General features: G+C 70.7%; 32 protein-coding genes and 1 pseudogene. 13 read left to right on the plus strand and 20 right to left on the minus strand.

Annotation, left to right across the window (positions count from 1 at the left end; translation table 11 throughout):
* Positions 1-145: 145 nt before the first annotated feature.
* The 3 genes from ABT369_RS05280 to ABT369_RS05290 are packed head-to-tail and all read left to right on the plus strand — an operon-like array spanning position 146 to position 2636.
* Complete coding sequence (locus ABT369_RS05280) at positions 146-1147, plus strand: ABC transporter substrate-binding protein (protein WP_350610433.1); 1002 nt, start codon at positions 146-148, stop codon at positions 1145-1147.
* Entirely contained in the window at positions 1144-1968 is an 825-nt protein-coding gene (locus ABT369_RS05285) for an ABC transporter permease (protein WP_350610434.1), read from the plus strand. The genes ABT369_RS05280 and ABT369_RS05285 overlap by 4 nt, the downstream gene beginning before the upstream one ends.
* Complete coding sequence (locus tag ABT369_RS05290; protein ID WP_350610435.1) at positions 1965-2636, plus strand: ABC transporter permease; 672 nt, start codon at positions 1965-1967, stop codon at positions 2634-2636. The genes ABT369_RS05285 and ABT369_RS05290 overlap by 4 nt, the downstream gene beginning before the upstream one ends.
* 131 nt (positions 2637-2767) lie before the next feature.
* Here ABT369_RS05290 and ABT369_RS05295 read toward each other — a convergent pair.
* The 3 genes and pseudogenes from ABT369_RS05295 to ABT369_RS05305 form a co-directional block, all read right to left on the minus strand.
* A pseudogene (locus tag ABT369_RS05295) lies at positions 2768-4204 on the minus strand (DUF4118 domain-containing protein); the annotation flags it as partial.
* Between the two features lie 32 nt (positions 4205-4236).
* The gene (locus tag ABT369_RS05300) at positions 4237-5253 is read right to left on the minus strand and encodes an AI-2E family transporter (protein ID WP_350610436.1); all 1017 of its coding nucleotides are present in this window, start codon (positions 5251-5253) and stop codon (positions 4237-4239) included.
* A gap of 83 nt (positions 5254-5336) precedes the next feature.
* Positions 5337-5489 carry a hypothetical protein gene (locus tag ABT369_RS05305; RefSeq protein WP_350610437.1) on the minus strand — a complete coding sequence of 51 codons (153 nt, stop codon included), beginning with the start codon at positions 5487-5489 and terminating at the stop codon, positions 5337-5339.
* 193 nt (positions 5490-5682) lie between these two features.
* Between ABT369_RS05305 and ABT369_RS05310 the strand changes: the two genes are divergently transcribed.
* Positions 5683-6669 (plus strand): YihY/virulence factor BrkB family protein, encoded by a 987-nt coding sequence (locus tag ABT369_RS05310; RefSeq protein WP_350610438.1) that lies wholly within the window; start codon positions 5683-5685, stop codon positions 6667-6669.
* Positions 6670-6701: 32 nt separating this feature from the next.
* Here the strand turns inward: ABT369_RS05310 and ABT369_RS05315 are convergent, their stop codons facing one another.
* A complete protein-coding gene (locus ABT369_RS05315; RefSeq protein ID WP_350610439.1) occupies positions 6702-6992 on the minus strand; it encodes a hypothetical protein in 291 nt (96 codons plus the stop codon).
* 117 nt (positions 6993-7109) lie between these two features.
* Entirely contained in the window at positions 7110-8126 is a 1017-nt protein-coding gene (locus ABT369_RS05320; RefSeq protein WP_350610440.1) for an FUSC family protein, read from the minus strand.
* Between the two features lie 259 nt (positions 8127-8385).
* On the opposite strand from ABT369_RS05320, the gene ABT369_RS05325 reads away from it, so the two are divergent.
* The 7 genes from ABT369_RS05325 to ABT369_RS05355 all read left to right on the plus strand — a co-directional run bounded on the left by ABT369_RS05325 (position 8386) and on the right by ABT369_RS05355 (position 12238).
* The gene (locus ABT369_RS05325; RefSeq protein WP_350610441.1) at positions 8386-10269 is read left to right on the plus strand and encodes a sensor histidine kinase; all 1884 of its coding nucleotides are present in this window, start codon (positions 8386-8388) and stop codon (positions 10267-10269) included.
* Positions 10270-10531: 262 nt separating this feature from the next.
* Positions 10532-11056 carry a hypothetical protein gene (locus ABT369_RS05330; RefSeq protein WP_350610442.1) on the plus strand — a complete coding sequence of 175 codons (525 nt, stop codon included), beginning with the start codon at positions 10532-10534 and terminating at the stop codon, positions 11054-11056.
* Between the two features lie 104 nt (positions 11057-11160).
* Positions 11161-11295 carry a hypothetical protein gene (locus ABT369_RS05335; protein WP_350610443.1) on the plus strand — a complete coding sequence of 45 codons (135 nt, stop codon included), beginning with the start codon at positions 11161-11163 and terminating at the stop codon, positions 11293-11295.
* The gene (locus ABT369_RS05340; protein WP_350610444.1) at positions 11292-11579 is read left to right on the plus strand and encodes a hypothetical protein; all 288 of its coding nucleotides are present in this window, start codon (positions 11292-11294) and stop codon (positions 11577-11579) included. The genes ABT369_RS05335 and ABT369_RS05340 overlap by 4 nt, the downstream gene beginning before the upstream one ends.
* Positions 11572-11760: a hypothetical protein gene (locus ABT369_RS05345; RefSeq protein WP_350610445.1), complete on the plus strand. Its 189-nt coding sequence runs from the start codon at positions 11572-11574 to the stop codon at positions 11758-11760. The genes ABT369_RS05340 and ABT369_RS05345 overlap by 8 nt, the downstream gene beginning before the upstream one ends.
* Positions 11757-12044 (plus strand): hypothetical protein, encoded by a 288-nt coding sequence (locus tag ABT369_RS05350; RefSeq protein WP_350610446.1) that lies wholly within the window; start codon positions 11757-11759, stop codon positions 12042-12044. Before ABT369_RS05345 ends, ABT369_RS05350 begins: the two co-directional genes overlap by 4 nt.
* Positions 12041-12238 carry a hypothetical protein gene (locus tag ABT369_RS05355; protein ID WP_350610447.1) on the plus strand — a complete coding sequence of 66 codons (198 nt, stop codon included), beginning with the start codon at positions 12041-12043 and terminating at the stop codon, positions 12236-12238. Before ABT369_RS05350 ends, ABT369_RS05355 begins: the two co-directional genes overlap by 4 nt.
* Positions 12239-12315: 77 nt before the next feature.
* On the opposite strand, the gene ABT369_RS05360 is transcribed toward ABT369_RS05355, so the two are convergent.
* The 6 genes from ABT369_RS05360 to ABT369_RS05385 all read right to left on the minus strand — a co-directional run bounded on the left by ABT369_RS05360 (position 12316) and on the right by ABT369_RS05385 (position 16192).
* The gene (locus ABT369_RS05360; RefSeq protein WP_350610448.1) at positions 12316-13686 is read right to left on the minus strand and encodes a phage tail tape measure protein; all 1371 of its coding nucleotides are present in this window, start codon (positions 13684-13686) and stop codon (positions 12316-12318) included.
* Between the two features lies 1 nt (position 13687).
* On the minus strand, positions 13688-14011 hold the full coding sequence (locus ABT369_RS05365) for a hypothetical protein (RefSeq protein ID WP_350610449.1): 324 nt from the start codon (positions 14009-14011) through the stop codon (positions 13688-13690).
* Between the two features lie 70 nt (positions 14012-14081).
* Positions 14082-15086 carry a hypothetical protein gene (locus ABT369_RS05370; RefSeq protein WP_350610450.1) on the minus strand — a complete coding sequence of 335 codons (1005 nt, stop codon included), beginning with the start codon at positions 15084-15086 and terminating at the stop codon, positions 14082-14084.
* Positions 15083-15463 (minus strand): hypothetical protein, encoded by a 381-nt coding sequence (locus tag ABT369_RS05375; protein WP_350610451.1) that lies wholly within the window; start codon positions 15461-15463, stop codon positions 15083-15085. Before ABT369_RS05375 ends, ABT369_RS05370 begins: the two co-directional genes overlap by 4 nt.
* 35 nt (positions 15464-15498) lie before the next feature.
* Positions 15499-15720, minus strand: coding sequence for a hypothetical protein (locus tag ABT369_RS05380; RefSeq protein ID WP_350610452.1), 222 nt, complete (start codon positions 15718-15720; stop codon positions 15499-15501).
* 91 nt (positions 15721-15811) lie between these two features.
* Positions 15812-16192: a hypothetical protein gene (locus ABT369_RS05385; RefSeq protein WP_350610453.1), complete on the minus strand. Its 381-nt coding sequence runs from the start codon at positions 16190-16192 to the stop codon at positions 15812-15814.
* Between the two features lie 239 nt (positions 16193-16431).
* Here ABT369_RS05385 and ABT369_RS05390 point away from each other — a divergent pair, with 239 nt between their 5' ends.
* The gene (locus tag ABT369_RS05390; RefSeq protein WP_350610454.1) at positions 16432-16746 is read left to right on the plus strand and encodes a helix-turn-helix domain-containing protein; all 315 of its coding nucleotides are present in this window, start codon (positions 16432-16434) and stop codon (positions 16744-16746) included.
* Between the two features lie 5 nt (positions 16747-16751).
* On the opposite strand, the gene ABT369_RS05395 is transcribed toward ABT369_RS05390, so the two are convergent.
* The 9 genes from ABT369_RS05395 to ABT369_RS05435 form a co-directional block, all read right to left on the minus strand.
* Entirely contained in the window at positions 16752-18056 is a 1305-nt protein-coding gene (locus ABT369_RS05395; RefSeq protein WP_350610455.1) for a hypothetical protein, read from the minus strand.
* A 268-nt stretch (positions 18057-18324) separates the two neighbouring features.
* On the minus strand, positions 18325-18507 hold the full coding sequence (locus tag ABT369_RS05400; RefSeq protein WP_350610456.1) for a hypothetical protein: 183 nt from the start codon (positions 18505-18507) through the stop codon (positions 18325-18327).
* Positions 18508-18530: 23 nt separating this feature from the next.
* Positions 18531-18791, minus strand: coding sequence for a hypothetical protein (locus tag ABT369_RS05405; protein ID WP_350610457.1), 261 nt, complete (start codon positions 18789-18791; stop codon positions 18531-18533).
* On the minus strand, positions 18788-18982 hold the full coding sequence (locus ABT369_RS05410; RefSeq protein ID WP_350610458.1) for a hypothetical protein: 195 nt from the start codon (positions 18980-18982) through the stop codon (positions 18788-18790). Before ABT369_RS05410 ends, ABT369_RS05405 begins: the two co-directional genes overlap by 4 nt.
* A gap of 213 nt (positions 18983-19195) precedes the next feature.
* Positions 19196-20128: a tyrosine-type recombinase/integrase gene (locus ABT369_RS05415; protein WP_350610459.1), complete on the minus strand. Its 933-nt coding sequence runs from the start codon at positions 20126-20128 to the stop codon at positions 19196-19198.
* Positions 20129-20180: 52 nt separating this feature from the next.
* On the minus strand, positions 20181-21056 hold the full coding sequence (locus ABT369_RS05420) for a DUF72 domain-containing protein (RefSeq protein WP_350610460.1): 876 nt from the start codon (positions 21054-21056) through the stop codon (positions 20181-20183).
* 91 nt (positions 21057-21147) lie between these two features.
* Positions 21148-22293, minus strand: a complete 1146-nt coding sequence (locus tag ABT369_RS05425) for an epoxide hydrolase family protein (protein WP_350610461.1) — start codon at positions 22291-22293, stop codon at positions 21148-21150.
* Positions 22294-22380: 87 nt separating this feature from the next.
* Positions 22381-23016, minus strand: a complete 636-nt coding sequence (locus ABT369_RS05430) for a hypothetical protein (protein ID WP_350610462.1) — start codon at positions 23014-23016, stop codon at positions 22381-22383.
* Between the two features lie 24 nt (positions 23017-23040).
* Positions 23041-23874 (minus strand): NAD(P)H-binding protein, encoded by an 834-nt coding sequence (locus ABT369_RS05435; RefSeq protein WP_350610463.1) that lies wholly within the window; start codon positions 23872-23874, stop codon positions 23041-23043.
* Between the two features lie 105 nt (positions 23875-23979).
* Here ABT369_RS05435 and ABT369_RS05440 point away from each other — a divergent pair, with 105 nt between their 5' ends.
* Entirely contained in the window at positions 23980-24951 is a 972-nt protein-coding gene (locus tag ABT369_RS05440) for a helix-turn-helix transcriptional regulator (RefSeq protein ID WP_350610464.1), read from the plus strand.
* Positions 24952-25011: the final 60 nt, after the last annotated feature.

Below are 25011 nucleotides of genomic sequence, written 5' to 3' on the forward strand. Positions count from 1 at the left end.
ATAGATGCTGTCAACCTCCGCAACCGAGATACCGTGCTTAGATCCTGTCGGTCGATTGACTTCACAATTGTTGACGATATGTGTAACGTCCGGCTCGTCGGCCTCGCGAGCCCCCGCCGGGTGCTCGTCGTCCACAGGAGGACCCATGCCCCGACCCCACACCCCCGCCCCAGCACGCATGCGCCGTCGTTCCGTCCTTGCTCTCACCGCTGTCGCCGCCCTCGCCCTCGCCGGCTGCGGCGACGACGCCGGTTCCGGCTCCACCGGCTCGACGTCGTCGGGCGGCACCACCAAAATCAAGGTCGGCGTCATCGCGATCGTCGACGTCGCCCCGATCTATCTCGGTGTCAAGCAGGGCTTCTTCACCGCCGAGGGCCTCGACGTGACACTCGAGACGGCCCAGGGCGGCGCCGCGATCGTGCCCGCCGTCGTCAGCAGCCAGTACCAGTTCGGCTTCTCCAACACCACGTCGCTGCTGCTGGCCAACTCGCAGGGCCTGCCGCTGAAGGTCGCCGCCGCCGGTGTGGCCTCGACCGGCACCGAGGGCAAGGACTTCGGCGCCGTCATCGTCAAAGCCGACAGCCCGATCAAGACGGCCAAGGACCTGGCCGGCAAGAAGGTCGCCGTCAACACCCTCAAGAACATCAACACCACGACCATCAACAACGTGGTGAAGAAGGACGGTGGCGACCCAACAAAGATCAACTTCACCGAACTGGCGTTCCCTGACATCACCGCGGCCGTCGGCAAGGGCGATGTCGACGCCGGGCAGGTCGTCGAGCCGTTCCTGACCATCGCCATGAACCAGGGCTACCGGCAGGTCGCGTCCAACTACGCCGGCACCGACCCCGACCTGACCGTCAGCATGTACTTCACCTCGCAGCAGTACGCATCGCAGAACGCCAAGGTCGTCGCGGCGTTCACCGCCGCGATGAAGAAGTCCATGGAGTACGCACAGGCGCACCCCGACGAGGTGCGGGCCATCCTGAGCACCTACACCAAGCTCGACCCGGCGGTCCAGGCGAAGCTGACCCTGCCGAAGTGGCCCAGCTCGGTCGACAAGGAATCGGTGCAGCTGCTCGGCGACCTGGCCAAGAACGACGGCCTCATCACCAAGCCGCTGACCCTGGACACCCTGCTGCCGTGACCTCCACGACCACGGATGGGTCGGCGATCGGCCGGCCCATCCGCCGCAACCGGCCGACGCCGAGCCGCCCCGCCCTGGGCCTGCTGGGCCTCGCCGTGGTCGCCGCGCTGGTCGAGGCCGTGTCGCGCATCGGCCTCGTCGACCGCAACTACCTGCCGCCCTTCACGAGCATCGCCGCCAAGCTGGGCAGCGTGCTCACTGAGCACGACTTCTGGACGGCCCTCGGCCAGACGGTACGCGGCTGGGCACTCGGCCTGGCGATCGCGATGGCGGCCGGCATCGTCATCGGCGTCCTCATCGGCTCGGTGCCGATCCTGCGCGCGCTGACCGCCTCGACGATCGAGTTCCTACGCCCGATCCCGTCGGTCGCGCTCATCCCGCTCGTCGTGCTCATCTACGGCAGTCAGATGCAGTCCGCGCTGGTCCTTGTCGTCTACGCCTCGTTCTGGCAGGTGCTCGTCCAGGTGCTGTACGGCGTCGCCGACATCGACCCGGTCGTACGCGACACTGCCCGCTCCTACCGCTTCTCTCGCTGGGCGGTCGTGCGCACCGTCGTCTGGCCCACCGCTCTGCCCTACGTGGTGACCGGGTTCCGGCTCGCCGCCGCCGTCGCCCTCATTCTGGAGATCACCGCCGAGCTCATCATCGGCGTGCCCGGCCTGGGCAAGTCCATCGGCGTCGCCCAGGGCTCCGGAGCCGTGGCCGAGACCTACGCGCTCGTCATCGTCGTAGGCATCATCGGCGTCCTGGTCAACCTGTCCGCCCGCGCGGTCGAGCGCCGGGTGCTGCGCTGGCACGCCTCGGTCCGGAGTGATCTGTGAAGACCGTCGACATCCTCAAACGCATCCTGCTCGCTCTTGGCCTGCCCGCTGTCCTCCTCGCCGTGTGGTGGTCGGCGTCCGCCGGCAGCGTCAGCTTCTTCTGGCCACCGCTGTCCACGATCGTCCAGGCGTTCCCGGAAACCTGGTTCGCCAAAGACCCGATCATGCACGACGTACTGCCCAGCCTGACCCGGCTCGTGCTGGGCTACCTCATCGCCCTGGTCGCCGGCGTGGGCCTCGGCACCGCGATCGGCTCCTCACCGACCCTGCGCGCGCTGTCCGAGCCGACGCTGGAGTTCTTCCGCGCACTGCCCCCGCCGGTGCTCATCCCGGTCATCGCCCTCTTCGCCGGCTTCACCGGCTGGACCCCGAAGCTGGTCACGATCGCGCTCGGCTGCGTATGGCCGATCCTGCTCAACACCGTCGAGGGCGTGCGCTCCGTCGACGAGGTCCTGCGCGACACGGCCCGCTCCTATCATCTCGGCCGCCTGGCCACGACGCGGTCCTGCAGACCGGTGAGGCCGGACCCCCGCTGTGGGTCGGCGCCTCCGACGCCGTCGTCGCAGACCGTCAGGTGCAGCGTGCCGTCCCGGGTTGCCGCCTGCACCTGCACGACCGTGGCGTGGGCGTGCCTGGCGGCATTGGCCAGCGCTTCGGACACGAGGTGATAGGCGGCTACCTCGACCACCGAGGGCATGCGTGGGCAGGTGTGGAGGTCGAGGTCGACCGGTACCGGGGATCTGCGGGCGAGCGCTTTGAGCGCGGATGACAGACCGCCCGCAGCGAGCAGGGTGGGATGGATGCCCCGGGCGATCTCCCGCAGATCCTCCACGGCACTGTTGAGGCCGCGTTGGACGCTCGACAGTTCCGCCTTGGTCTGCTGCAGTTCTGGTGGCAGGCCTGACCGCACAGTGCCGAGTTGCATGGCGACGGCGAGGAAGGGCTGCAGTGCGCTGTCGTGCAGGTTGCGTTCGATGCGCTGGCGGGCCTGGTCGGCGGCGGTGACGAGCCTGGCCCTGGACGCGGCGAGCTCGGCCCGGCTGTCGGCGTTGGCGATGGCGGTGGCGGCGAGGTCGGTGAAGGCCGCGACGCGTTCCGCGGTGTCGGGTGGCAGCGGCTCGGACCGGGCCCACGCAACGCATGCCACGCCCCACAACCGCCCGTCAACTACGATCGGCACCCCGACCGCGGAGCGGATGCCCTTCTCACGGGCGTACGCGGCGGCAGGACCAGCCGCATGCTCGAAATCGTCCACCCTGGCGGCACGGCCTGTGTCTCGCACCTTGATCAGGACGTTCTCGCCCTCGAGCGGCCAGCGGATGTGGTCCGCTCCCGGGCCGGTGAGGCTGCTCGAGAGGCCACTGGCCGTGCCGTCGGGTTCGTAGCGACACAGCCACGTGCTGTATTCGCTCAGCAGCCCGTGCAACTCTGTGGTGATCGCGTCGAAGACGGCGAGTGGATGACTGCCGTGGGCCACGAGGTTCGCTACTCGCCCCAGCGCGGCTTGCTCGGCGGCGAGCCGGCCCGAGTGCTCCCGGCTTGCTTCCAGCGACTCCAGCACGGCCGCACGTTCGTAGCCCGCTTGCAGCAGCGATGCCAATGACGGCACGACCCACTCCCGCAGCCGCTGCATTGTTCGCTTGGGCACGTCCACCGGCACCATCAGCGTCCCGATCCGGGCGGCGCCGACGTGCAGGGGTAACGCCGAGCGTCGGTCATCATCCGGGACGATGGCGAGGTGGATCTCGGCGTCCGGCAGTTCGAGCGATCGCGCGATACACGCTGCGACCGCGGGCAGCACCGTGCGGAGGTCGTCCGCGTGCAACAGCAGCCGGGCCATCTCGGCGGTGAGATCGGATTTTTCGGCCTGGACCGCGCGCACCCGGGACAGGTCCGCAACCGCGCTCGTCGCCACCGCGACAAGGAGCAGAACCGTCAGCCCGACGACTTCTCGTATGTCGGCGACGGCGAACCCGCCGACGGGCGGAACGTGAAAGTAGATGAACGCCAGCGTGCTCGCCACCGCCGTGGCCAGCCCGAGCCACAATCCCCACACCATTGAGGCGACCAGTACGCCGAGGATGTAGATGACGCCCGGGTCGAACGGTGCCATCACCTGGTGGAGCGGATAGACCAGGAGCGTCTCCGCGACGACCGGCGCGGCGGCGACCGCGATCCCCAACCCGTAGGGCGGGGGTGTCGGTCGCACCAGCCGGGACAGCGATCCGACATGCATTTATGCTATTTTAGTGCGATTTACGTCAAGGTCTAAAGCTCCGGGTCTGGTCGGTCCGGCAGGTTGTCCGTGTCCGCCCCCGGATGCGGCTCCCTCAGGATTTCGATGCTGCGTACCACGATTGCGGTCACCGGCGTGGCCAGGGCCAGTCCGGCGACGCCGGCCAGTACGCCGCCCACCAGCGTGGCGAGCAGGATCGCCGGTGGACTCATTTGCAGCGTGGCGCCGAAGACGACCGGGTTGACGAGATTCTGGAGCACGACGTTGGCGAGCACGACGACCACGATCATCCACAGCGCGGCCGACTGCCCGCCGCTGCCGAGCGCGATCAGCACGGCGAACATCGAGGCGATCGCGGCGCCGAGGTAGGGCACGTACGTTCCGAGGAACATGACCACCGCGATCGCGCCCACCAGCGGTACACGCAGTACCAGCGCGCCGATCGCGACCGCGGCGGCATTGATCGCCCCGACCAGGGTCAGCCCGCCGTAGTAGCGCCTCACGACGGTGGCGGCCCGGCCGAGCAGGCGCTGACCCAGGTCTTCGGGCAGCGGGAGCCGTGCGGCGACCCTGGCGGTGATGGCGTGACCGTTCATGAGCAAGAAGAAGCAGACAAACAATGCCACGAACACGCCGAGCAGGATGTTGACGCTGGCGCCGAGCAGGTTGCCCAATGCCGGCAGCAGGCCGGCCAGGAGGTTGTTCTCCGCCTGGCGCACGGATTGTCGGCCGGACTCGGCGATGTTGCCGTTGGCTCCTGCCGAGGCGAGGATGCGGTGCAGTTCGCCGACGGCTGCGTTCAGGCTCTGGCTGATCTGTCCCCCCTGGCTCGCGACGCCCCACACCACGAGCACGATTGCTCCGGCGCCCAGCGCGATCACGAGCAGGAGCGTTGCCGCGGAGCCGGCGCTGCGGGGCACGCGACGCCGCGCGAGGCCGTCGACGATCGGCAGGAACCCGGTGGCCAGAAACAGGGCGACCAGCAGCGAAATCACGATGGACCGCAGGACGACCAGCAGGAAAATCGCCCCGGCGAGCAGCAGCGCCACACCGACAAGCGACCAGGCCGCAGCGCCCACCGTCAGCAGCCGGTGGGACAGGCGTCTTGACGGTGCCCGGCCGTGGCGGACCATCAGGCCGGGACCTTCCAGCCGTGAACGGCCAGTGCCCAGATCACGAACACATCGAGCGCGATGATCAGCAGCGCAGCCATGCTCGGCACCCCCTCCACCTGGCGGGCGCCGTTCAACGGGTCACGCCGCGCGTAGCCCTGGTCAGCGTCCACAACGCCGGATGCGGGACGCCACCCGGGAAGGATGGACCGGCCATACCCCCGCAGAGCGCGGACAATCCTTCTGGGCGGCCATCTTCAGGAACGACCTTCCCCTTGGTTGCCTCACGGTGGCGCTGACCCGATGGGCTCCTGACGCAGCGGGGACGAGCCGACAGCCGAGCGTGACACGGGGGCGGTGGGGTAGGTGCCCGTCGTGGTCGCGTGGTTGGATCGTTACCAGCGTCGGCACGCCTGGCTGGGATTCCCGCTGGCGGTGATCTGCAAGTTCGTCGACGACCGTGGTCCCTATCTTGCCGCGATGGTGACCTACTACGGCTTCATCTCGCTGTTCCCGCTGACGCTGCTGTTCCTCACTGTGCTGGGCTTCGTCCTGGAGGCCAACCCTGACCTGCAGCAGCAACTGGTGCACTCGGCGGTGGGGGACCTGCCGGGCATCGGGCCGGAGTTGGAGCGCAACGTCACCGGGTTGCGCGGCAGCGGCGCGCGTCTGGCACTCAGCATTCTCGGTGCACTGTACGGCGGGCTGGGGGCGATGCAGGCCGCGCAGGCCGGCTTCAATCACATCTACGGCGTCCCGCGCTACGAACAGCCCAGTTCGGTCAGGTCCAGGCTGCGCAGCCTTGGTCTGTTGCTGATGCTCGGCACCGCGGTGCTGCTGTCGGCGGCGACGGCGACGTTTGTGGCCTTCATTCATGAGCTCACCGGCCGGTCCGGGGCCGGACTGCAGGTCCTTGGCTACCTGTTGACGTTTGCGATCAATGCCGGGCTGTTCATCGCGGCGTTGCAGTTGCTGACCGCCCGCACGCTGCGTGTACGGCAGGTCATCGCCGGCGGGTTGATCGCCGCGACTTTGTGGATGGTGTTGCAGACCGTAGGCGCTCGATTTGTCGCCTCCCGGCTCAGCCACGCGAGCGCGCTCTACGGCGCATTCGGACTCGTACTCGCCGCTTTCGCCTGGATCTATCTGCAGGCGCTCGTGCTGATGCTCTGCGCCGAGATCAACATGATCGCGAACTACCGCCTGTGGCCCCGGGCACTGCTCACCCTGTTCAGCGATGATGTCGAACTGACCGAGGCCGACCGGCGGATCTACACGACGTTGGCGGAGGCGCAGCGATTCAAGTCCTTCGAGACGGTGCGGGTCGACTTCGACCGGCCGTCGCGACGGTAGGCGCTTGGCCCCGTACCGAGCCAGGGCCGAGATCAGGCGGGCCCCGGGTTGACCGCGGCGTCGCGGGCGGCCGTGGCGAGGGCGACGAACGCCCGGAACCGCTCGAACGTCGCGGCGTCCATGGTGAGCAGCGCGCCGCCGTAGACCTGGCCGCTGACCACTGCGCCGACCCGCACCTTGTAGCCGTTTCCTTTCGGCTTGACGTCGACCCCCATGAAGGCGACGTGGAACCGCATCGCGTCCGGCGTGCCTTGGTGGAAGACGTCCATGACCCGTCCGTCGAGGACGAAGATGTACCCGTCGTGCTGAAACTCGGCTGCCATGCCGGCGACGATAGGTGATCACCGCCAGCCCTGCCAGGACGTCCGCATGGTGGCGTGCCGGACGAGGGCGCGGCCGGAGCCCCGGTGGCGGCCCCGCGTGAGCGGACCGGCCCGGGTTCAGGCGGTGCCTCGCGTGCGGTGGCGCCGCAGCCACGGTTGGCACAGGACGATCGCGCCGCCGATGAGGCCGCCGATCACCGTCTCGACCCCGCGGTCGAGGAGGAGCTGCCCGGCCGGGCGGGCCACCGTGAGCTGCCCCATCAGCAGTGCCATCGGGGTGATGAACAGCAGCGCCAGCCCGTAGTGCCGCCCGGCCAGCAGCTCCGTGACGATCTGCAGCGCCGCCACGACCAGCACGGTCGCGTACGGCGGGAGGTGCATCGCGAGCAGCGCCGCGCTGGGCAGCAGCCCGAGCAGCGTGCCGAGGATCCGGTGCGCGGCGCGGACCAGTTGGGCGGTGCGGCCGGGGGCGCTGAGGGGAGCGACCGCCGCCACCATCGCCCAGTACGGGTGGCCGATCCCGATCCCGGTCGCCAAGCCACCCGCCAGCACCACGGCGAGTGCGTAGCGCACCGGCTCCCACGTCCACACGTGCGCCAGCCGGGCCGGTCGGCTCCGCTGCCGTCGGACGAGGCTGCCCACATTCCCGACCACCAGCGCGAACAGGCTGCTGGCCCCGGCCACGGCGGCGGCGACCGCAACGTCCGACACCTGGTGCGGTGCCGAGGCGACCGCGCCGAACGCGAAGATCAGGAAGAGCGGCCCCGGCGGGTGCCAGTCCTGCGCGGCGGCGAGTACGGCGCCGGCCGCCGCGACGAGCGCGGCGGCCGGTACCGCGACCAGCGCCCGCGACTCCAGCGAGCCGACGAGCACGCCGAGGACGACCGACACCGTCAGCGCCGCTGCGGCGCTCGCCTGCATCGCGGCGCGGGACAGGTGCACGTGGTTGCGCCCGTACAGCGAGGTGAACGCCCCGAAGGCGGCGTAGGCCGTCCAACTCGGGTGGCCCAGCGCCAGCACGGTGAGCAGGGGGACCAGGATGCTGACACCGGCCCGCAGCGCGACCCGGTGGGTGCCTCGCATCGGGCGGATGTGCAGCAGGCCCGTGAGCATCGCCCGTACCTGCTCACCCATCCTCTTCACCCGTCTTCTCAGCGCCTGCGATGGCCGCCCATCCTTCATACCGCGCCGGTCAGCTCCGGCCGGGGCAAGGGCGGAAGGGCGGGTGATGCGCCGCGCCCAAGGTGAATCACGGGGTGATCCGCGGCGCCCGGACCGCAACGAGTCCGGCGTTCGATGCCCGCCGCCCTAGCATCGACTGGTTGCCTCCGCTCGACCGGCTCCGCCTGCCCAGCCACGCCGGAACCGACGTCTTCGACAAGAGGACCGATTGATGCACGGACGCCTTACGCCATGGCTGGTGCGGGTCAGCCGGCCGTCAGCCGCCGTGGGGATCGCAGTCGGTGCCGGGTTGACCGTCGTGGAGACCCTGCTGGTCGTCCCGCTGCGGCAGGTCGCTCCGATCGGAGCCCTGGCGATCGTCTACCTGCCCGGTGTCCTCGTCGTGTCCACGGTGTGGGGCCTGTGGCCGGGTGTGGCGACGTCGATCTTCAGCGCGCTCGCGTTCGACTACTTCCACACCCCGCCGATCGGGCGCCTCGAGACCGAGGACTGGCGCGACTGGCTCGGGCTTTCGGTGTACCTCATGGTCGCCACGGTCTCCGGTTCGCTGGCGCAGCTGGCCCGCGTGCGGGCGCTCGAGTCCATCGAACGAAAACGGGAGGCCGACGCGGTCGCCGAGATGACCCGGCTCATCCTCGGTGCCGACGATGTGCGCGCCGTACTTCCGGAAGCCTCCGACCGGATCGCGTACGCCATGAAGTTGCCGTATGCGGCGATCGAGCCTGACCCGGTACCGCGGCGCGAGGGCCAGATCCAGCTGCCATTGGACCCGGGCGCGCTCGTCGTCCCCGCAGATGTCCCGGACCGTGTCCTGCGGCGTCTGCAGGACGGGGTGGTGCCCGGGCTGGCGACCGTGCTGCGGGCCGGCCGATCCCTGCAGGCGAACCGGGCCGGGCGGGAGGCGCTGCTCACCCAGCAGGCGGCGTTGCGCCGGGTGGCAGTGCTGGTGGCCAACGGCGTCGCCTTCGCCGAGATCGTCACAGCGGTCGCCACCGAGGCGGCCGACCTGTTCAACGCGGACGCCACGCGGGTCTGGCGCTGGGACAGTCCCAGGACGGTGACCGGCGTCGCCGAGTACAACAGAGAGCCGGCGTCCGAGTCGATGCTGGGCAAACAGGTCGACTTCGCCGATGGCGTCACGGACCTGGTGCTGCACGGCTCCCGTCCGGCCCGCATGGACTCGTATGAGGGCCGCAGCGGCCCGCTGGCCGATCTCGCCCTGGCGGGGGGCATGCACGCCTCGGTCGGCGCGCCGATCGTCGTCGAGGGCCGGGTCTGGGGCGTCGTCGTTGCCCTGTGGCGCCAGGCCGGGCGGCCGCCGCTTGGCATCGAGCATGAGCTTGCGAAGTTCACCGAGCTCGTCGCGACCGCGATCGCCAACACCGAGAGCCGGGCGGAGCTCACCGCGTCGCGGGCCCGGCTCGTCTTCGCCGCGGACGAGGCCCGCCGCGGCATCGAACGCGAGCTGCACGACTGCGTGCAGCAGCGGCTCATTTCGCTCGGGCTGGAGCTGCGCTTCGCCGAGGCGATGATCCCCGAGGAGTTCGGCGAGGTGCGGTCCCGGTTGTCGGACACCTCCGCGGGGCTGTCCGCCGCCTTCGACGACCTTCAGCGGATCGTCCGTGGTATCCATCCGGCGCTGCTCTCCCAGGGCGGACTGGTCCCCGCGGTCAAGGCGCTCGCCCGCCGCAGCGCGGTCCCGGTGGCGGTGCGCGGCAGGCTGAACCATCGCCTGCCCGGCTACGTCGAGGTCGCCGCCTACCACGTGATTTCGGAGGCGATCGCCAACTCGGCCAAGCACGCCGACGCCTCGGAGGTCTCCGTGGAGATCGGCGTCGTCGCCGACGAGCCGGCGACGGACGAGTCGGCGCCTGGCGAGATCTTCAGCGTGACCATCCACGACGACGGCGCCGGCGGCGCGGACCCGAACCAGGGCTCCGGCCTGGCCGGCCTGCGCGACCGCGTCGAGGCGCTCGGCGGCACATTGACAGTGACCAGCCCGGCCGGCTGTGGCACGTCCGTCAACATGAAGCTGCCCATGGACGGCCAAGGCCGGCAGGGTCCGGAGGCCGACTGGTCAACCGGTGGAACGTGACGGAGCGGAACGCGGCGGCGTTTCAGCCGCTCAGCAAGGTCGAAAGCACGTCGGCGTTGCGCTGGGCGAAGTCCCGATAGCAGTTGTCTGTGCAGCAATGAGCGCTGTGCCGAGCAGGGAAAAGAGCGTCCACGAGGGGAGCGTCGGACGCACGCTATCAGAACAAGCTCAGCGGGCCGCTGCGGAAAGTAGCCGGGCCCCGAGGGTGCTGGAACACCCACGAGGCCCTTGATCCCAACCCTCTCAGGAAGGGCAAGGACCCATGTCCATCATCCCAGACCCGCTCGAGGCCGCGCGGCTGCGTGTCCAGTACGCGGGTAACCCGATCGTCGACCTGGCGGAGCAGGCGCTGCGCGCGTTCGTTGTCGACGACGCGCGCCAGGCGTTCGAGCTGCTCACGATGTGGGCCCGTCAGGACGAGCTCTCGCCGCGCGAGTGCCGCGCCGTCGTCGCCCGCTTCGTACCCGAGCCCGAGCCGTCGAGCCCCGCCGCGGTGTCGCAGGTGCCCGCGGTCGCGAACGCCCTGCACGTGCTCGGCTGCGTTACCCGGAGCAACGCCGCGGCGTTGCTCGATCTCACCACGGTGCAGCTCAGCGAGGCTGAGCGAGTCGCGGTGCTCGCGGTGTTCCCGCTCGAGGTGTTCCCCGGCGCCGGCAGACACATGGGCAAGCTACCGGCCGTGCCGGGCATGCTGTGCGCCTGCGGCCGCCCTGCGGTGCGGGTCGACCTCACCGAGCACGCGGGCGAGGTCCCCACCTGCGGCCAGCACCCGGGGCGTGAGTGGTGACCGCCTCGGCGCCGAGGCGCACAGTCTCCGAGGCCGGGCGCGAGGTTCTTGCTGCTGCGGTCGCGATCGATCACGACTGGTCGCTCCGGTTTAGCAGTGAGGACATGCTCATCGACACGGTTAAGGACCTCACCGACGAGGACCTGGAGGCCGCCGCGATGCTCGTCGGGCACCTCCAGGAGGCGATCGCCTGCAACCAGGTCCGCCGCGGCTGCTCGAGCACCGGGAGCCGGTCGTGACCGCCGCGGCGCACCCGTCGTGGTGCGACGGCACGGAGCCGACGATCCCGCCGAGCGCCCACCTCGGTCAGGTCGGTGCGGACATCGAGCTGAGCGCCGAGCACGTCATGTTCGTCGACCTCATGCAGGTCGAGGACCGCCCGACCACCATCGGTATCGGCAACCACACCCCGGACGAGACGTCCGTAACCCGGCTGTCGCTCGTGCAGGCCGCGATCCTGCGCGATCTGCTCTCCGAGGCGCTCGGGCTCGTCGCGCGGGAGGCGGGGCTGGGCCGTGGCTGACGAATGGTTCGACGACGTGGCCGCCGGGGCATTCCTGCCCGAGACGATCGCCACCGCGGAGGCGCTCGAGGCTGCGCGCCAGGCCAAGTGGCTGGGGTACGCCGAGGGCCTGCAGGACAGCCGGCTGTGCCGCCCGCGCCCGCGGGTGCGTAGCCTCGTCCGCCCGGGCGGCCGGCGGTGAGCGGGCCCCGGGCGGCGGTCGCGCTGATCCTGCCCGAGGAGTCCAGCAGCTGCGCGGAGCAGCTCGACGCGCTCGCCGACGTCGCTGCCCGGCGCGGGCTCGAGGTCACCGCGGCCGCGCACGACGTGCCGGCCGCGCTCGAGCTGGTCGCCGCCGGGCGAGCCGCGATCGTGCTGGCTGTGCGACGGGACGTGGTCGCCGGGTCCAGCGGTGCGCGGGTCCGGGTCGTGACGCCCGTCCCGCTGCACCGCGCCGTGTCGATCGTGCGGCCGGGCCGCCGGTGACGATCGACGTTGACGTGGACCGTCCGCGCACGGCAGCGGCGACCGCGGCCAGGCAGCGCAAGGCGGCCGAGCGGGCGGCGTTCCGGCTAGCCGTGGAGCAGGTTGGCCAGCTGCCCGACGCGTACCTCGTGGCCCTGACCGCGGCACTGCTCGGCGAGGTCCAGCGGCGCAGGCTCCCGCTCGAGGTGGCGTAGCGCTACGGCACGACTGTGCACGACAGCGCCCCCGGCCCTTGGTTGCCGGGGGCGCTGTCGTGACGCCTGTAAGGCGCTCAGTCACGGGTGCCCCGCAGGACGCGCACGGGGTCGCCACCGCGGAGCCCGACCTGCTCGCGGATGACCTTCAGGACGAACCGGCCGAAGTCGTCGCCGGCCGTGAGCACGACCGATCCCTCAGCGTGGCTGCCGCCGCCCGCGGGCGTGACCCGCTCGCCGGCCTGTAGTACGGCGAGCACCTCACTGCCGAGCCCCCCGCCCACGACGCCGCCCTGGTGGAACTTCGGCAGCGTCGGCGCCGAGATGCTGTTGCCGCCGACGCCGGGCACCCAGCTGGGCACCGTCCAGTGCAGCCGGCCGATCGTGCCGTTCCAGGCGCTCGAGACGAGGTTGAACGCGGCCCGGAATGGCGCGAAAATGTAATCCGTCACCTGAGAGAAAACGGATTTGAGCTGGCCAGGAATTGACTTTATGTAGGTCCACAAATTGCCGAAATAGTCCATGACAATGCGGAAACCCTTGACGAAAAAATCGGCGAATGGGCCTGCGAACCAGGCGCCGACATCTTTCAAGAACCCCCACACCGCTTTCCAGGTGTCCTGAAAGAAGGTCGTCTTGGTCGCGACGATCACGATGATGGCGACCAGCGCAGCAATCGCGAGGACGATCCACGTGATCGGCGACGCCCAGAGCGCGGCGTTGAACAGCCACTGCGCGCCGGTCGCCAGGCCGACCACGCCGACGAGCGCGGTGATCAGCGGCGAGACCATCTGGAGGTTCTCGGCCCACTTCTGCATCTCGGGCGGGTGCGCCTCGCGCATCGCGTCGTTGAGGTCGAGCTGAGCGCCCTTCGCGTCGGAGACCGCCCGGGCGGCATCGTTCGCGGCCTCGGTCGCGTCGGCCTGCGCGACGGTAACGTCCTGGTTGGCCTGCTTGAGCGCGAGCATGGCCCGCTTGGCCTCCATGCTGCCGGCGCCGTGCTCCTTGACCGCCTTGTTGTACGCGGTCTGCGCCTCGGCGGCGTCGAGCTGCGCGGTCTCGAGGTCGATCGACGCCTGCGCTATGTCCAGCTGGGCTCGCTTACCGTCCTGCAAGGCCTCGTTGTAGTCGAGCTGGGCGGACAGGATGTCGTCCGTCGCGCGGGCCAGCCTCGAGGCCCGCTCTGCGCCGGCCTGTTGCAGCTGGTTGACCGCGTCGAGGCTGCCGCCGATCGCGTCGATCGCGTCGTTGGCGCCGGATACCGCGGAGCCGAGGTGACCCATCTTGGCGCCGAGGTCGCTCGAGGACTTCGCGGCGTCGGCCAGCTCCTTGCCGGATTTCCCTGCCGCGTCGGCCACGTCGGCGGTCGCCTTCTCCGCCTGCTTGGCAGCCTTCGACAGCGCGTCGGCGTCACCCGCGAACGTGAGCTTGATGCTGTTGCCGGCCACGTCAGCTCACCCCCCGGCGCTGGCGACGAGAGATCGCCAGCTCGATGGCCGCCTCGAGGTCGACCCCCGTCAAGCCGTCGACCTCCGCGCGTACCGCGACCGCGTCCCGCACGTCCAGCCCGGCCGAGATGGCCCGATGCAACGCCACCTCGTCACCGACGACCTCGCGCAGCCGGGCGGGCGAGCCGCCCGGCTGGCGCAGGGCCCGCCGGACGACGCCCGCGATCAGCGCGGGGTCACGGCCACAGCGGAACGAGATGACCGCGACGTCTGCCTGCGTGAGCCCTCCCGCGATCGCGTTGCGCAGCGCGACACGGCGCGCCATGTCGCTACCGCCGGGGGTACGAGCCCGCTTGAACATCAGTCCTCCATTCTGGACAGTCGACAGCGGACGATCAGCTCTGCCGGGCGCGTGGCGCCCAGCCCGCATGCGGGCCCCACCGCACCGGTTCCGGTGCTACCCAGTCCGCGGACGGGGTGCGGACCTGCGGGGCGCTCGGACGAGCGACCGGCGTCCAGTACAGCCCCGGCCGCCAGCCGAGCGCGTCGGCGAGCGCCAGGTGAACCGGCTGGGGCAGTTGCTCAACAAAAGCGCTGACGTTGGGATCGATGGCGTCCTCGGGGAACACCCGCACCGTCCCGCCGGTCGCGGCGCACAGCTGGTCGGCCGCGGCCTTGATCGTTTCCAGCTGCTCCGTGGCGCCGGCGGCGGCCGACCAGGCCACGGCGAGGCGCCCATCACGCATGATCGCCTGCATGTCGAGCTTCGGCATGACCGGCGGGTTGTTCACCCACGGGTGCTCCCAGCCGCTGGGCCGGACCCGCGGGTCCGGCACCTCAGGCGCCTTCAGGAGCCGCGCGACCCCCTTCACGTCCACCAGCAGTGCCCCGGCGTCCACGGCGGCGCGTACGGCCGCGTCAGCCTGCCGAGCAAGCGCCTTGTGGGCCCCGGGGGCGTCGTCACGGGCGGCGCGCACGGCGCAGTCACGTAGCAGCGCGACGGCGCGGTCCGTGATCCGACCGCCCGAGGTGAGTCCCTGCCCCTCCGCGGGGAGCCACGGCGCCAGGGTGGCCAGCTTCGCGGCCGCGGCGTCGAGACCGGTCGAACCGTCCGCCACCGCACCGGCGAGCCGCTCGGCCTCGAGCTCGGCCTGGCCCTGCGTATCGGCGCCGGCGCGGCGCAGCTCGTCAGCGCGCGCCAGCATCCCGCGGGCGTTCAGCAGCTCACCGGCCAGCCCCACGCCGTCGAGCGCCTGCAGCGCCTGCAGCAGGCGGGCGGCACGTTCGCCGATCGCGCCCCGGCGCGGGGCGAGCGGCTCGGGGGCGGCCGGGGCCGACTCGGGGGCCGTGAACGTCTTCAGCCCCGTCTCGTCCCGATCGGCAGTGAACCAGCGCCTCATGCGATCTCCCTCGTCTCCGGGTTCCACACGAGCACGTCGTCGCCGCTGAGCGTCTCCACGAGGTCCTTGTTGGTCGGCCCCGCCGGGGACGCCGGGTCGAAGCCCTTCCGGCGAATCCACCTCCGACCCGGCCCGGTGTCGCGGGTCCAGCCCTGCCCCTCGAGCTCCTGCCGCATGGCCTCCGACAGGAAGATCTTCGTCGGGGGCACGGTGACCGCTCCCGTCTTCGCGTCCCACGTCGGCGCGTCGCGCAGCTCCTGCGCAAGGGCGGCCAGCATGTCCGCGGGCGGCTCGAAGTCCTTCCGGCGGATCCAGCCCCCGCCGGGCACCCTTGCGTAGCCGTGCGCCACGAGGTCACCCCGCTGCCCCTCCGACACGAACGGCACACCCTTACTCATATCGAGCCCAATCGCTAGAAGGTCACGCGGCGAGGTCCGCCGACGAGTCGATCAACCAACGTGTGCAGCTGCGCGGCCTGGTCGGCGCTGACGCTGACGCCCTCGGCAAGCCACCGCTCGAGGCGAGCGCGTAGCACCTCGGTCGCGAGCGCGCCCCGCGCGGCGCGCTCGGCCGGACGGTCGCCGGCCTTCACCGCGCGAGCGACGGCGGTACGTGCACGATCAACGGCTGTCACAGACACAGAGTAGGCACCCGCTCGGCCACTGTCCACTGTCTACTGTCCATTGTGGAACAGATGCAGTCATGTGCAGCGATGTGCAGTTTAGTCACCAGCGACGGACACGTGCGGGCCGCGCCACCTCGCCGCGGATGGCGGGCGCCGGCGCTGGGCCCGGGCGCCCGGCGACAGCCCGCTCGAGCGCCGCCAGGCGGGCCTCGCGCTGCTCGAGCTCGGCGACAGCCCGCTCGAGCGCCGCCAGGTTGTAACCGCCGTCCCGGCCGACCCGCATCACCTCGTCGTCGGTCATGCCGGCGGCGACCGCGCGAGCTATGACCGCCGGTCCGTAGGTGCGCAGTTGCACGAGCGTCTCGAGCGCTGCCGGGTCCCCGCCGGACTGGGCCATGGCCCGCCCGATCTTGGCCACGTTGAACCCTGCGGCGATGGCGGCCAGCACGGCCGCCTGCTGCCCCTGCCTGCTGTAGATCATGTTCACTCCTAACTTAGATGTAACGCTGAGTAACATTGAGAATCTTGAATTAAAAGCAGTTACGGATAGTAATATCAAATAAAAGGGGCTTTGAGCTGCGAATATAGCTATCGGTAAATGTCAAGCGGCGGCGCTGCTCCGCTTTCGGGGAGAGGGAGAGGACCGGTACGGCGGGTGTCCGGGGCACCCCTTTGGGGAAAACGGACATCCCGGCCATCGCTCTGAGTCACAGTCACTCTGTGACACCAGCCCGCACCGCGCTCGTCGACCTTCGCGAGCGCCTCGAGTCCGCCGCCCGCGACCTGCGGCGCCTGGCTGCCGACCTCGACGCGCTCATGCGACAGCAGCAGCTCGAGGCGACCCGTGCGGCTGGGCCGCCCCCGCTGCTGTGCTCCATCGCGGGCGCCGCCGTCATGCTCAGCGTGAGCGAGCGGACGGTCCACGCGATCGTGAAGCGCGGCGACCTCGAGACCGTGAAGCTCGGCGGCCGGCGGCTGGTCGTGGTCGCCTCGATCCGCGCGCTTGTCGAGCGCCTGCGTGCAGACCGAGGATGAGCGGCTCACCGCGAGACCTTCGGGTGCTCGGGGCAGCTCGGATCAAGGCAGAACGCCCCGCGGTCGCACGCCTTCGGCGCGCCTATGCCCGCACCTTCGGAGCCGCCGGATCTTGCGTCAGCGGCCTCGCCGAGGGGCGCGCCGGGCGCCTTCTGCCAGCAGGGCTCGCAAACGTCCGCGCCATCCCCGGTCGGCACCCCGCACTCCACGCAGTAAGTGACCCCCGCGGGCCTGCGCTCGTACGGGTCGCCGATGCGCCAGCAGTAGGGGCACAACGCAACGGTCTCGTGGCCGCCCTGGCGGGCGAACGGCCGGCCGCAACGCTCGCACGGCGGAGACTCCGCCGCCTGCGTGAGCCACGCGGACTTCATCGCCATCTCGTCGACGCCCTCGCCGAGGCTCGGCCAGCACTCGCCGCACACCCCGTATCCGGCGCCAACCGGCGGCTCTTCCGCCGGGTCGACCTGCCACACGAGGAGGTGCAGCGCGCGCTTCTTACCGCACTCGATGCAGCGCGCGACCGCGGGCTTTACCGGCGTCGCCTGGCGCGTGCGTCCCGTAGGGGCGGAAGCCCCGGCGTTCGCCCGCTCGAGCTGGTCGGCGATGGCCGCCCGGATGTACCCGGTCGGGTTTTTCGGCCTGTGCTTGGCGAGGATGCCCGCCACCCACTCGCGGCACGCCTCGAGCGGCCAGCCGAGCACTTCCGCGGCCTCGTTCGCGAGATCCGGCTTGCGCATCAAGGGAGCGGCGCCGGTCGGCGCGCCAGCGCCGGGCCGGTCGCCCGCGACCGAGTCGTCATCGTCAGAGGCTCTTTCATCGCTCTGACTCTGACTTGGATTATCGGTCTGTGGGACCGACCCCTTATCGGTCTGTGGGACCGACCCCTTATCGGTCTGTGGGACGGTGCGGCTCTTATCGGTCTGTGGGACCGAGCGGTCCTTATCGGTCTGTGGGACCGACAGGTCATCGCCCCATATCAATATGAGACCCCATCGGATGGTGCCCCGCTTGACCTGCCCGGTCCGCGGGTCCCGGCCACCACCGACGATGCCCAGGCGCTTGATCGCTCCGGCCGCCTCGAGCTCGCGGAGCGCACGGCCCACGGTCGACACGCTGAGCTTGGCGCGGCGCGCGATGGACTCCTGCTCCTTGAAACAGACCGGCTCAGGGTCGGTCGGGTCCGCCCAGGTGGCCATGACCGCGAGCACCACCATGGCGTAGTGGCCGAACGAATGCGGCTCGCTGCGGATGATGGCCCGGGCGGCGTAGTGGCGGCGGGCCTTGCGTGCTGCTTCAGCCACGCCGCTCACCGCCTGAAAGGTGATCGGGCGACGCCGGCGGCGTGCCAGCCGACCGCCGAGCGCGCGTCATTGATGCCGGGGCAGCCGTCCGAGTGCACGACCATCCACGGCGCCGAGCTGCCGTTACGCCGCCGGTCACGACGGTTCTGCTTGACAACGACAGCATTGCAGCCGTACGGGCAGGGTGCCGCGGTCGGGACTATGCTCGACCTGGTCTCGCCGACCTGCTGAGCGCCCGCCCCAACGGCTCCGGGGCGGGCGTTTCGCTTGCTCGACATCAGGCCGCCGCCCCCGCGCGCTCGAGCCGCGGCGCGGTCCGGATGAGCCGGGCCAGCAGCTCGGCCACGTCGTCAGGTAGTGGCGGCGCCTCGGCGACCGCGGCCGCGATCCTCGCGTCAACCTTGGCGCTGTGCACGTGCCGCAGGTCGCTAGGCTCGAGTTCGTCTCGGTTCTTCGACATGGTGAAGCATCCTGGCTGTCGCACTAGGCACCCCGATTCGCACGGCGCGCCTGCGCGGACTTCAGCGCCAGCAGCGCGAAGTACGCCTTGCGGGCGCTCTCGGCGCGCCTGGCGCGCTCGTGCGGCTCGAGGATGCCGTCCGGGTCCACCTCGCGCTCAAAGCGCTCAAGCGCGGTCCTGCGGGCGGCGGCAGTGGCCGCGGCGCGGTCGGCAGTCTTGGCCCAGCGCGTGTGTGCCGCGGCGCGGGCGATCAGTGCGCGGTCGCCGGCGTGGGCGGCGCTCACCGGGCGCTCGTGGCGAAGGTGTGGCGGCTCGAGGCGCCGATCGACTGAAGGTCTGCGGCGGTTAGGTGACCGGCCGCGAGCGCGGCGCGAACGATCCGCGCGGCGCGAGCCAGCTTGATCGGATCCTGCGCGGCGCGCTCGGCGGATCGGCGCTGAAACTCGGCACGAGCCTGCTCGGGGTTCCTGTTCACGGCGAGTACTCCCAGAATGGAAGATCCTCACCGCGGCCAACGTGGGGGCGGTGCTGTCCCGGGGTTTGGGTGCCTGCCCGGCTCTGCCGTTTGCGCCCGGCGGACCCTTGAACGTCCGCGCGCCAGCCGAATCCGGTCGGGCAGGCGATACCTTACTCCGTTGCACGCTATTGCGGCACTCCGACACACCGGAGTGCCGCGGATCACGCGGCGCTAGAGCCGATCGCCGTAGCTCAGGCGCCGGTACGCCTCTCGGGCGCGATCGCCCGCCGCCACCTTGCCGTACCGATCGAGCATGTTCCTCGAGCGCCAGCCGCCCAGCAGCATGAGGTCACCCTCGCTGCCGCCGGCCGCGCGGAACGCCGATGCCCAGGTGTGCCGGAACATGTGCGGGTGGAGCTCGACGCCCACGCGGGCGCCCCGCCGCTTGAGCATGGCGTCGATGCCGTCCGCGGAGATCGTGGCGCGGCCACGGTCACCGAGCCACAGATGGGCCTGGCCGGCATGCGGATGCTTGCGCCGCTCGCGCTGGTAGCGGTCGAGCGCCTGCGCGCACTTCACGCCGACCGGCACGGCACGGTGCCGCGGCCCAGAGCGGTTGCTGCCCTTGCCCGCGACGTACACGACCCGGTCGCCCAGGTCGACGTCGGCCACCCGCAGCCCGGCCATCTCGGCAATCCGCAGCCCGCCGTCGATGAACAGAAAGATGATCGCGGCGTCACGCCGCGGCACGAACCCCGGCCCGGCGCAGTCGGCCAGTAGTGCCTTCACCTGCGCGTCGGCGAGCACCGGCGTCTGCGGGTCGTTCGGCGCCGGCGTACGCACGCCCTCGGTGGGGTCCGTGGCCACCTCCTGCTCTGCGAGCGCCCAGCGGTAGAAGTGCCGTACGCCCGGGAACCACGACCGGGCGGTGCCGCTCGAGGCGCCGTCGCGCACGTGGACGATCCAGCCGCGTACGTGGTCACGCGTCGCCTGGCCCGGACCGACCTCTGGATGCTCGCGGTGTAGCCACGTCGTGAAGCTCTCGAGCCCGACGCGGTACGAGCGGATGGTGTTGGCGGCGTACCCGTCCGCTCGCAGGGCGAGATCCCACGACGGTGCGAGCGCCAGAAATTCAGGATGTTGGGCTTGCGGCTCCGGAGGCATCCGCGTACGTTAACAGAACTAGAAGCGCTGTACTACCCGCCAGGCGAGCAGATCACGAGTCATCATGGCTGCTCAGAAGGCTTTTTAGCTCCGCCGCGTTGCGCTGGGCGAAGTCCCGATAGCAGTTGTTCATCAGCACGTGGGTCTCGGCGGTGCTCGCGGCCAGGGTCTGCAGGCGCGGGGCCCACGCCGACAGCTCCGCGTCTGAGTACAGGTAGCCGAACTTCTCGTGGATGTCCTTGCTCGTCCAGCGCTCGCTGTGCCCGTGGAAGCGCACGACCGCCAGGTCGGAGGTGGCCTCGACGACCGGGGGGATCGACGAGCGGTGGCCCTGAGGCATGTCGACCACCACGTACGGCAGGTCGTGCGCGCGCAGGAAGTCGAGCGTCTCGCGCTCGTTGTCGCCGTCGAACCACGACGCGTGGCGGAACTCGACGGCGGCGCGCAGGGGCTTGCAGCGGGCGGCCGCCTCGAGCAGGGTTTGCTTGTTGTCGCGGCGGATCGTGAACCACGGCGGGAACTGGAACAGTACCGAGCCGATCTTGCCGGTCAGCGGGTCGAGGGCGGACAGGAAGCGCGCCCAGACCTCGTCGACGGCGGCGGGCGGCAGGTCCCGCGGGTAGACGTTCGGCTTGTCCGTGTCGGGGCGCAGGTCGCGGGGGAGCGCGCTCACCTTCGTCGGATGGCCGGTCAGCAGGCTGAAGGCCTTGATGTTGAACGTGAAGCCGGGCGGGGTCCGGGCGGCCCAGAGGCGGGTGGTCTCCGCGTTCGGCGGGGCGTAGTAGGTCGCGTCGACCTCGACCAGGGGAAACTGCCGCGCATAGTAGGCCAGCCGCTCCTGCGCGGTCGTGGCCGACGGCGGGTACCAGCCCGACTCCAGCAGCGTCCGGTCGGTCCACGATGCCGTGCCTACCTTGATGTCGCCCATCGGCACTGCTGTTTCCCGCGGCGGCCGGGGCAAACGTCAGACGGTGGCGCGTGCGGGCGGGCCGTTGGGCGCGTCCGCACGCACCTGCGGGTCAGCGGAAGCGGCGGAAGAAGGTGCGCACGTCCTGCACGAGCAGGTCGGGTGCCTCCATGGCGGCGAAGTGCCCGCCCCGGTCGAACTCCGACCAGTGCACGATGGTGTTGCCGCGCTCGGCGTATCGGCGGATGGCGATGTCCTCGGCGAACACGGCGACGCCGGTGGGTACCTCGCTGGGGGTGGGCCAGCTCTGGGTGTGCATGCTTTCGTAGTAGAGGTTCGCGGCGGAGCCGGCCGTGCCGGTCAGCCAGTACAGCATGACGTTGGTGAGCATCCGGTCCCGGTCGACCGATTCCTCGGGCAGGTTGCCGTGGGTCCATTCCTTGAACTTCTCGACGATCCAGGCCAATTGCCCGACCGGCGAGTCGAGCAGCGCGTGGGCGAGGGTCTGCGGACGGGTTGCCTGGATCTGGAAGTATCCGTTGCCCTCGCCCAGGAACGCCTTCATCCGCGCCGCGCGCGCCCGTTCCGCGTCGGTGAGCTCGGCCAGCTCGGCCTCGCTGATCTCGCCGAACGGGATGAAGCCCATCGTGGCGGCGTTGACGTGCACGCCGACCACGTGCTGCGGATCGACCCGGCCGAGGTCCGGCGCCACGAACGCGCCGAAGTCGCCACCCTGCGCGCCGTACCGCTCGTAGCCGAGCCGGTGCATCAGCTCGGCGAACGCGGTCGCGATCCGCCGGCTGTCCCAGCCCGGCCCGGACAGCGGTCCGGAGAACCCGAATCCGGGCAGCGACGGGATCACCACATCGAACGCGTCGGCCGGATCGCCACCGTGTGCCCGTGGGTCGGTCAGCGGGCCGATGACGTCGAGGAACTCCACGATCGAGCCGGGCCATCCGTGCGCCAGCAGCAGCGGCAGCGCGCCGGGTTCGGCGGCTTTCACGTGTACGAAGTGCAGCCGCTGCCCGTCGATGCCGGTGACGTACTGCGGGTGGACGTTGAGCTCGGCCTCGTGCGTGCGCCAGTCGTACTTCGTGGCCCAGTGCTCGGCCAGTTCCTGCAGGTAGCCGACCGGCACGCCGCGCTCCCACGCCGGGCCCGGCAGTTGCCCGCCCCACCGTGTGCGGGTGAGACGCTCGCGCAGATCGTCGAGGTCGATCTGGGGGATGTCGATACGGAACTCGGTGATCGCTGTCATGGAGCTAGCCTGACGAACACTGCGGACAGGTCCTGTCCTCAACGCCTACTCCCATTCGTGTGATCTCGCCAATGGAAACGGTGCCGGTCAGGACTTGTCCTGGATCTCCCAGACATGATCGAGGACGTGCCAGGCGAAGCGGCGGGCGGCATAAGCCGGTGGCCAGCCGCTGCCGGTGAGCGGCACACCGTCGGCCGGGTTGCCCAGTGCCTCGAGGACCGCGGCCCGCAGCGCGGCCAGGGCAGTCCGGTCCTGGGGCCCGAACGGCCGGTGCCGGATGCCGATCTTGCGGGCGTACGCACGATCGTTGTCCACGACGTGGGTGACGATCTCGTCCCGGTCGCGTCCGCCGCCGCGAGGGCCCTTGCGGAGGGTGTGCGGAGCGGTTTCGGCAAGGTCGTCGAGGGCCCGCCATGCGGCCCGCAGGATCGCGGCGGTACGGTGCGCCGCCGCGATGCTGTAAGGCCGGCTGTCCTCGGCGACGGGTACGCCGGGCGCGCCCCAGTCGGTGGTGTTGACGCCGGTCACCGTCTCGACGATCTCGACCGGGCCGGGGTCGAAGGACAGCCCGGCATCGGCGGTGATGAGCCGGTACCGGTCGGTGTAGGCGGTCAGCTCGGCCATGGCGCGGTCCTCGGTGGTGCCGATGCGCGCCCACCCGGGCCAGTCCAGCGCGCAAGCGACGATTTTCGTACGGCCCTTTTCCAGGTACACGCGGGTCATTGCTCGGCTACTCCTCAACATCGATCAGAACGCGGCGGCGTGGTCGAGGACCCAGTCGTGGTAGCTGCGCGCGGGACGACCGGTGAGCTTCTCGATGTCGGCGGTGGTGGGTGCGGTACGGCCCGTGGCGGAGGCCCAGGTGGCGAGGATGTTGTCCAGGATCGGGGCCGGCACGTGGGCGCTCATCATCTGGCGTATCGCCTCGGCGGGGAGTTCCTCGTAGCGGATGGGCCGACCGAGCGCCTGGCCGAGGATGGCGGCCTGGTCGGCGTGTGTGAGCGACTGGGGCCCGGTCAGCCGGTAGACCTGGCCGGCGTGTCCGTCCTCGGTGAGGGCGGCCACCGCGACCGCGGCGATGTCCGCCTCGTGTACCGGCGCGGACGCCGCCTCGGCGTAGGCCCCGCGGATCACGTCACCGGCCTTCGTCTGCCCGGCCCACATCAAGGTGTTCGCGGCGAACACATCCGGGCGTAGGAAGGTCCACGCCAGGCCGGAGTCGCGCAGGGCCTGCTCGATCTCGGCGTGGTAGGTGGCGATCGGCCCGTCCTGGACCTCCGCGTCGTCGTCGACTCCGCCGGAGGACAGCAGCACAACTCGGCGTACCCCGGCCCGCCGGGCGGCGGCGACGAACGAGGGCCCGCTGCCCGGCACGGCGAACAGGAAGACCGACTCGACGCCCGCCAGCGCCTCGGCCAGCGCCGCGGGGTCGGTCAGGTCACCGGCCACGACGTCGATCTCGACCGGCCACGCCGCCGCCTGCGGGGACCGGGACAGGGCGCGCACCTCGTGGCCGCCGGCGGTGAGCAGGGTGAGCACGTGGCGGCCAACGTTTCCGGTCGCGCCAGTGACGAGAATCATGAAGCTCTCCTTGGGTTTCGAGGTACCGGGCGGCCCCGGCAGGAGCCAGGCTAGAAACCCTTGAGGACAGTTTCGGTCCTCAAGCCGAGACCGGATTGGACGCGAATGCTGGAGACCTCGGCACGGTTGCTGCGGCTGCTGTCGCTGCTGCAGTCTCGCCGCGACTGGCCCGGTGCCGAGCTGGCCGAGCGCCTCGGCGTCACCACCCGCACCGTGCGCCGCGACGTCGACCGGCTCCGCGACCTCGGGTACCCCGTCGAGTCCGCCACCGGCACGACCGGCGGCTACCGGCTCGGCGTCGGCGCCGCGCTGCCGCCCCTGCTGCTCGACGACGACGAGGCCGTCGCCGTGGCCGTCGGCCTGCGCGCCGCCGCCACCGGCACGGTCGCCGGGATCGAGGAGACCTCACTGCGCGCCCTCGCCAAGCTCGAACAGGTCCTGCCCTCCCGGCTGCGCCACCGCGTGGGCGCGATGCAGTCGGCCATCCTGCCGCTGACCGGCCCAGGCCCCACCGTGGACCCCGATCTGCTCACCGCGCTGGCAGCCGCATGCCGCGCCCGCGAAGGCATCCGCTTCGGCTACCAGCAACAGACTCGCCGCGTCGAGCCGTACCGCCTGGTCCACACCGGCCGGCGCTGGTACCTGTTCGCCTTCGACCTCGACCGCGACGACTGGCGCACCTTCCGCGTCGACCGCATCGACCGCGCCCCGCAACCCGGCCCGCGCTTCACACCCCGGCCCGAACCCGCCGAGGGAGTGCACACCTACGTCTCCAACGCTCTCACCGCTGCCCCATACCGGTACCGGGCGACCATCCTGTTCCACGCACCACTCGACGCCGTCGCCGAACACACGTCACCGACCGCCGGCCGTCTCGAACCTCACGACGCCGGCAGCTGCCTCTTCTACGCGGGCGGCGACTCACTCGACAGAATCGCCCTCTACGTGGCGCTCAAGGGCATCGACTTCCAGGTGCTCGACCCACCCGAACTCAAGGACCACATTCGAGCGCTCGCTCACCGGCTCACCCGCGCGAGCACGGAGGACCAGCCGCTCGACGTCGACGAGCACGGCTGACGCGTCACGTCCTCGGCCGATGCGCCGCCGCGACGCTTCGCGGTGCCAGAAACGCTACAG

Source organism: Dactylosporangium sp. NPDC000244 (genome assembly GCF_040300725.1).
Lineage (GTDB): Bacteria > Actinomycetota > Actinomycetes > Mycobacteriales > Micromonosporaceae > Dactylosporangium.

Bases quoted from the DNA above. Each gene is read 5' to 3' on its own strand.
- ABT369_RS05280 (WP_350610433.1), top strand. From the start codon at position 146: ATGCCCCGACCCCACACCCCCGCCCCAGCACGCATGCGCCGTCGTTCC.
- ABT369_RS05315 (WP_350610439.1), bottom strand. From the start codon at position 6,992: ATGGCAGCCGAGTTTCAGCACGACGGGTACATCTTCGTCCTCGACGGA.
- ABT369_RS05320 (WP_350610440.1), bottom strand. From the start codon at position 8,126: ATGGGTGAGCAGGTACGGGCGATGCTCACGGGCCTGCTGCACATCCGC.
- ABT369_RS05325 (WP_350610441.1), top strand. From the start codon at position 8,386: ATGCACGGACGCCTTACGCCATGGCTGGTGCGGGTCAGCCGGCCGTCA.
- ABT369_RS05330 (WP_350610442.1), top strand. From the start codon at position 10,532: ATGTCCATCATCCCAGACCCGCTCGAGGCCGCGCGGCTGCGTGTCCAG.
- ABT369_RS05335 (WP_350610443.1), top strand. From the start codon at position 11,161: ATGCTCATCGACACGGTTAAGGACCTCACCGACGAGGACCTGGAGGCC.
- ABT369_RS05365 (WP_350610449.1), bottom strand. From the start codon at position 14,011: ATGGCGCGCCGTGTCGCGCTGCGCAACGCGATCGCGGGAGGGCTCACG.
- ABT369_RS05370 (WP_350610450.1), bottom strand. From the start codon at position 15,086: ATGAGGCGCTGGTTCACTGCCGATCGGGACGAGACGGGGCTGAAGACG.
- ABT369_RS05385 (WP_350610453.1), bottom strand. From the start codon at position 16,192: ATGATCTACAGCAGGCAGGGGCAGCAGGCGGCCGTGCTGGCCGCCATC.
- ABT369_RS05400 (WP_350610456.1), bottom strand. From the start codon at position 18,507: ATGTCGAAGAACCGAGACGAACTCGAGCCTAGCGACCTGCGGCACGTG.
- ABT369_RS05415 (WP_350610459.1), bottom strand. From the start codon at position 20,128: ATGCCTCCGGAGCCGCAAGCCCAACATCCTGAATTTCTGGCGCTCGCA.
- ABT369_RS05420 (WP_350610460.1), bottom strand. From the start codon at position 21,056: ATGGGCGACATCAAGGTAGGCACGGCATCGTGGACCGACCGGACGCTG.
- ABT369_RS05425 (WP_350610461.1), bottom strand. From the start codon at position 22,293: ATGACAGCGATCACCGAGTTCCGTATCGACATCCCCCAGATCGACCTC.
- ABT369_RS05430 (WP_350610462.1), bottom strand. From the start codon at position 23,016: ATGACCCGCGTGTACCTGGAAAAGGGCCGTACGAAAATCGTCGCTTGC.
- ABT369_RS05435 (WP_350610463.1), bottom strand. From the start codon at position 23,874: ATGATTCTCGTCACTGGCGCGACCGGAAACGTTGGCCGCCACGTGCTC.
- ABT369_RS05440 (WP_350610464.1), top strand. From the start codon at position 23,980: ATGCTGGAGACCTCGGCACGGTTGCTGCGGCTGCTGTCGCTGCTGCAG.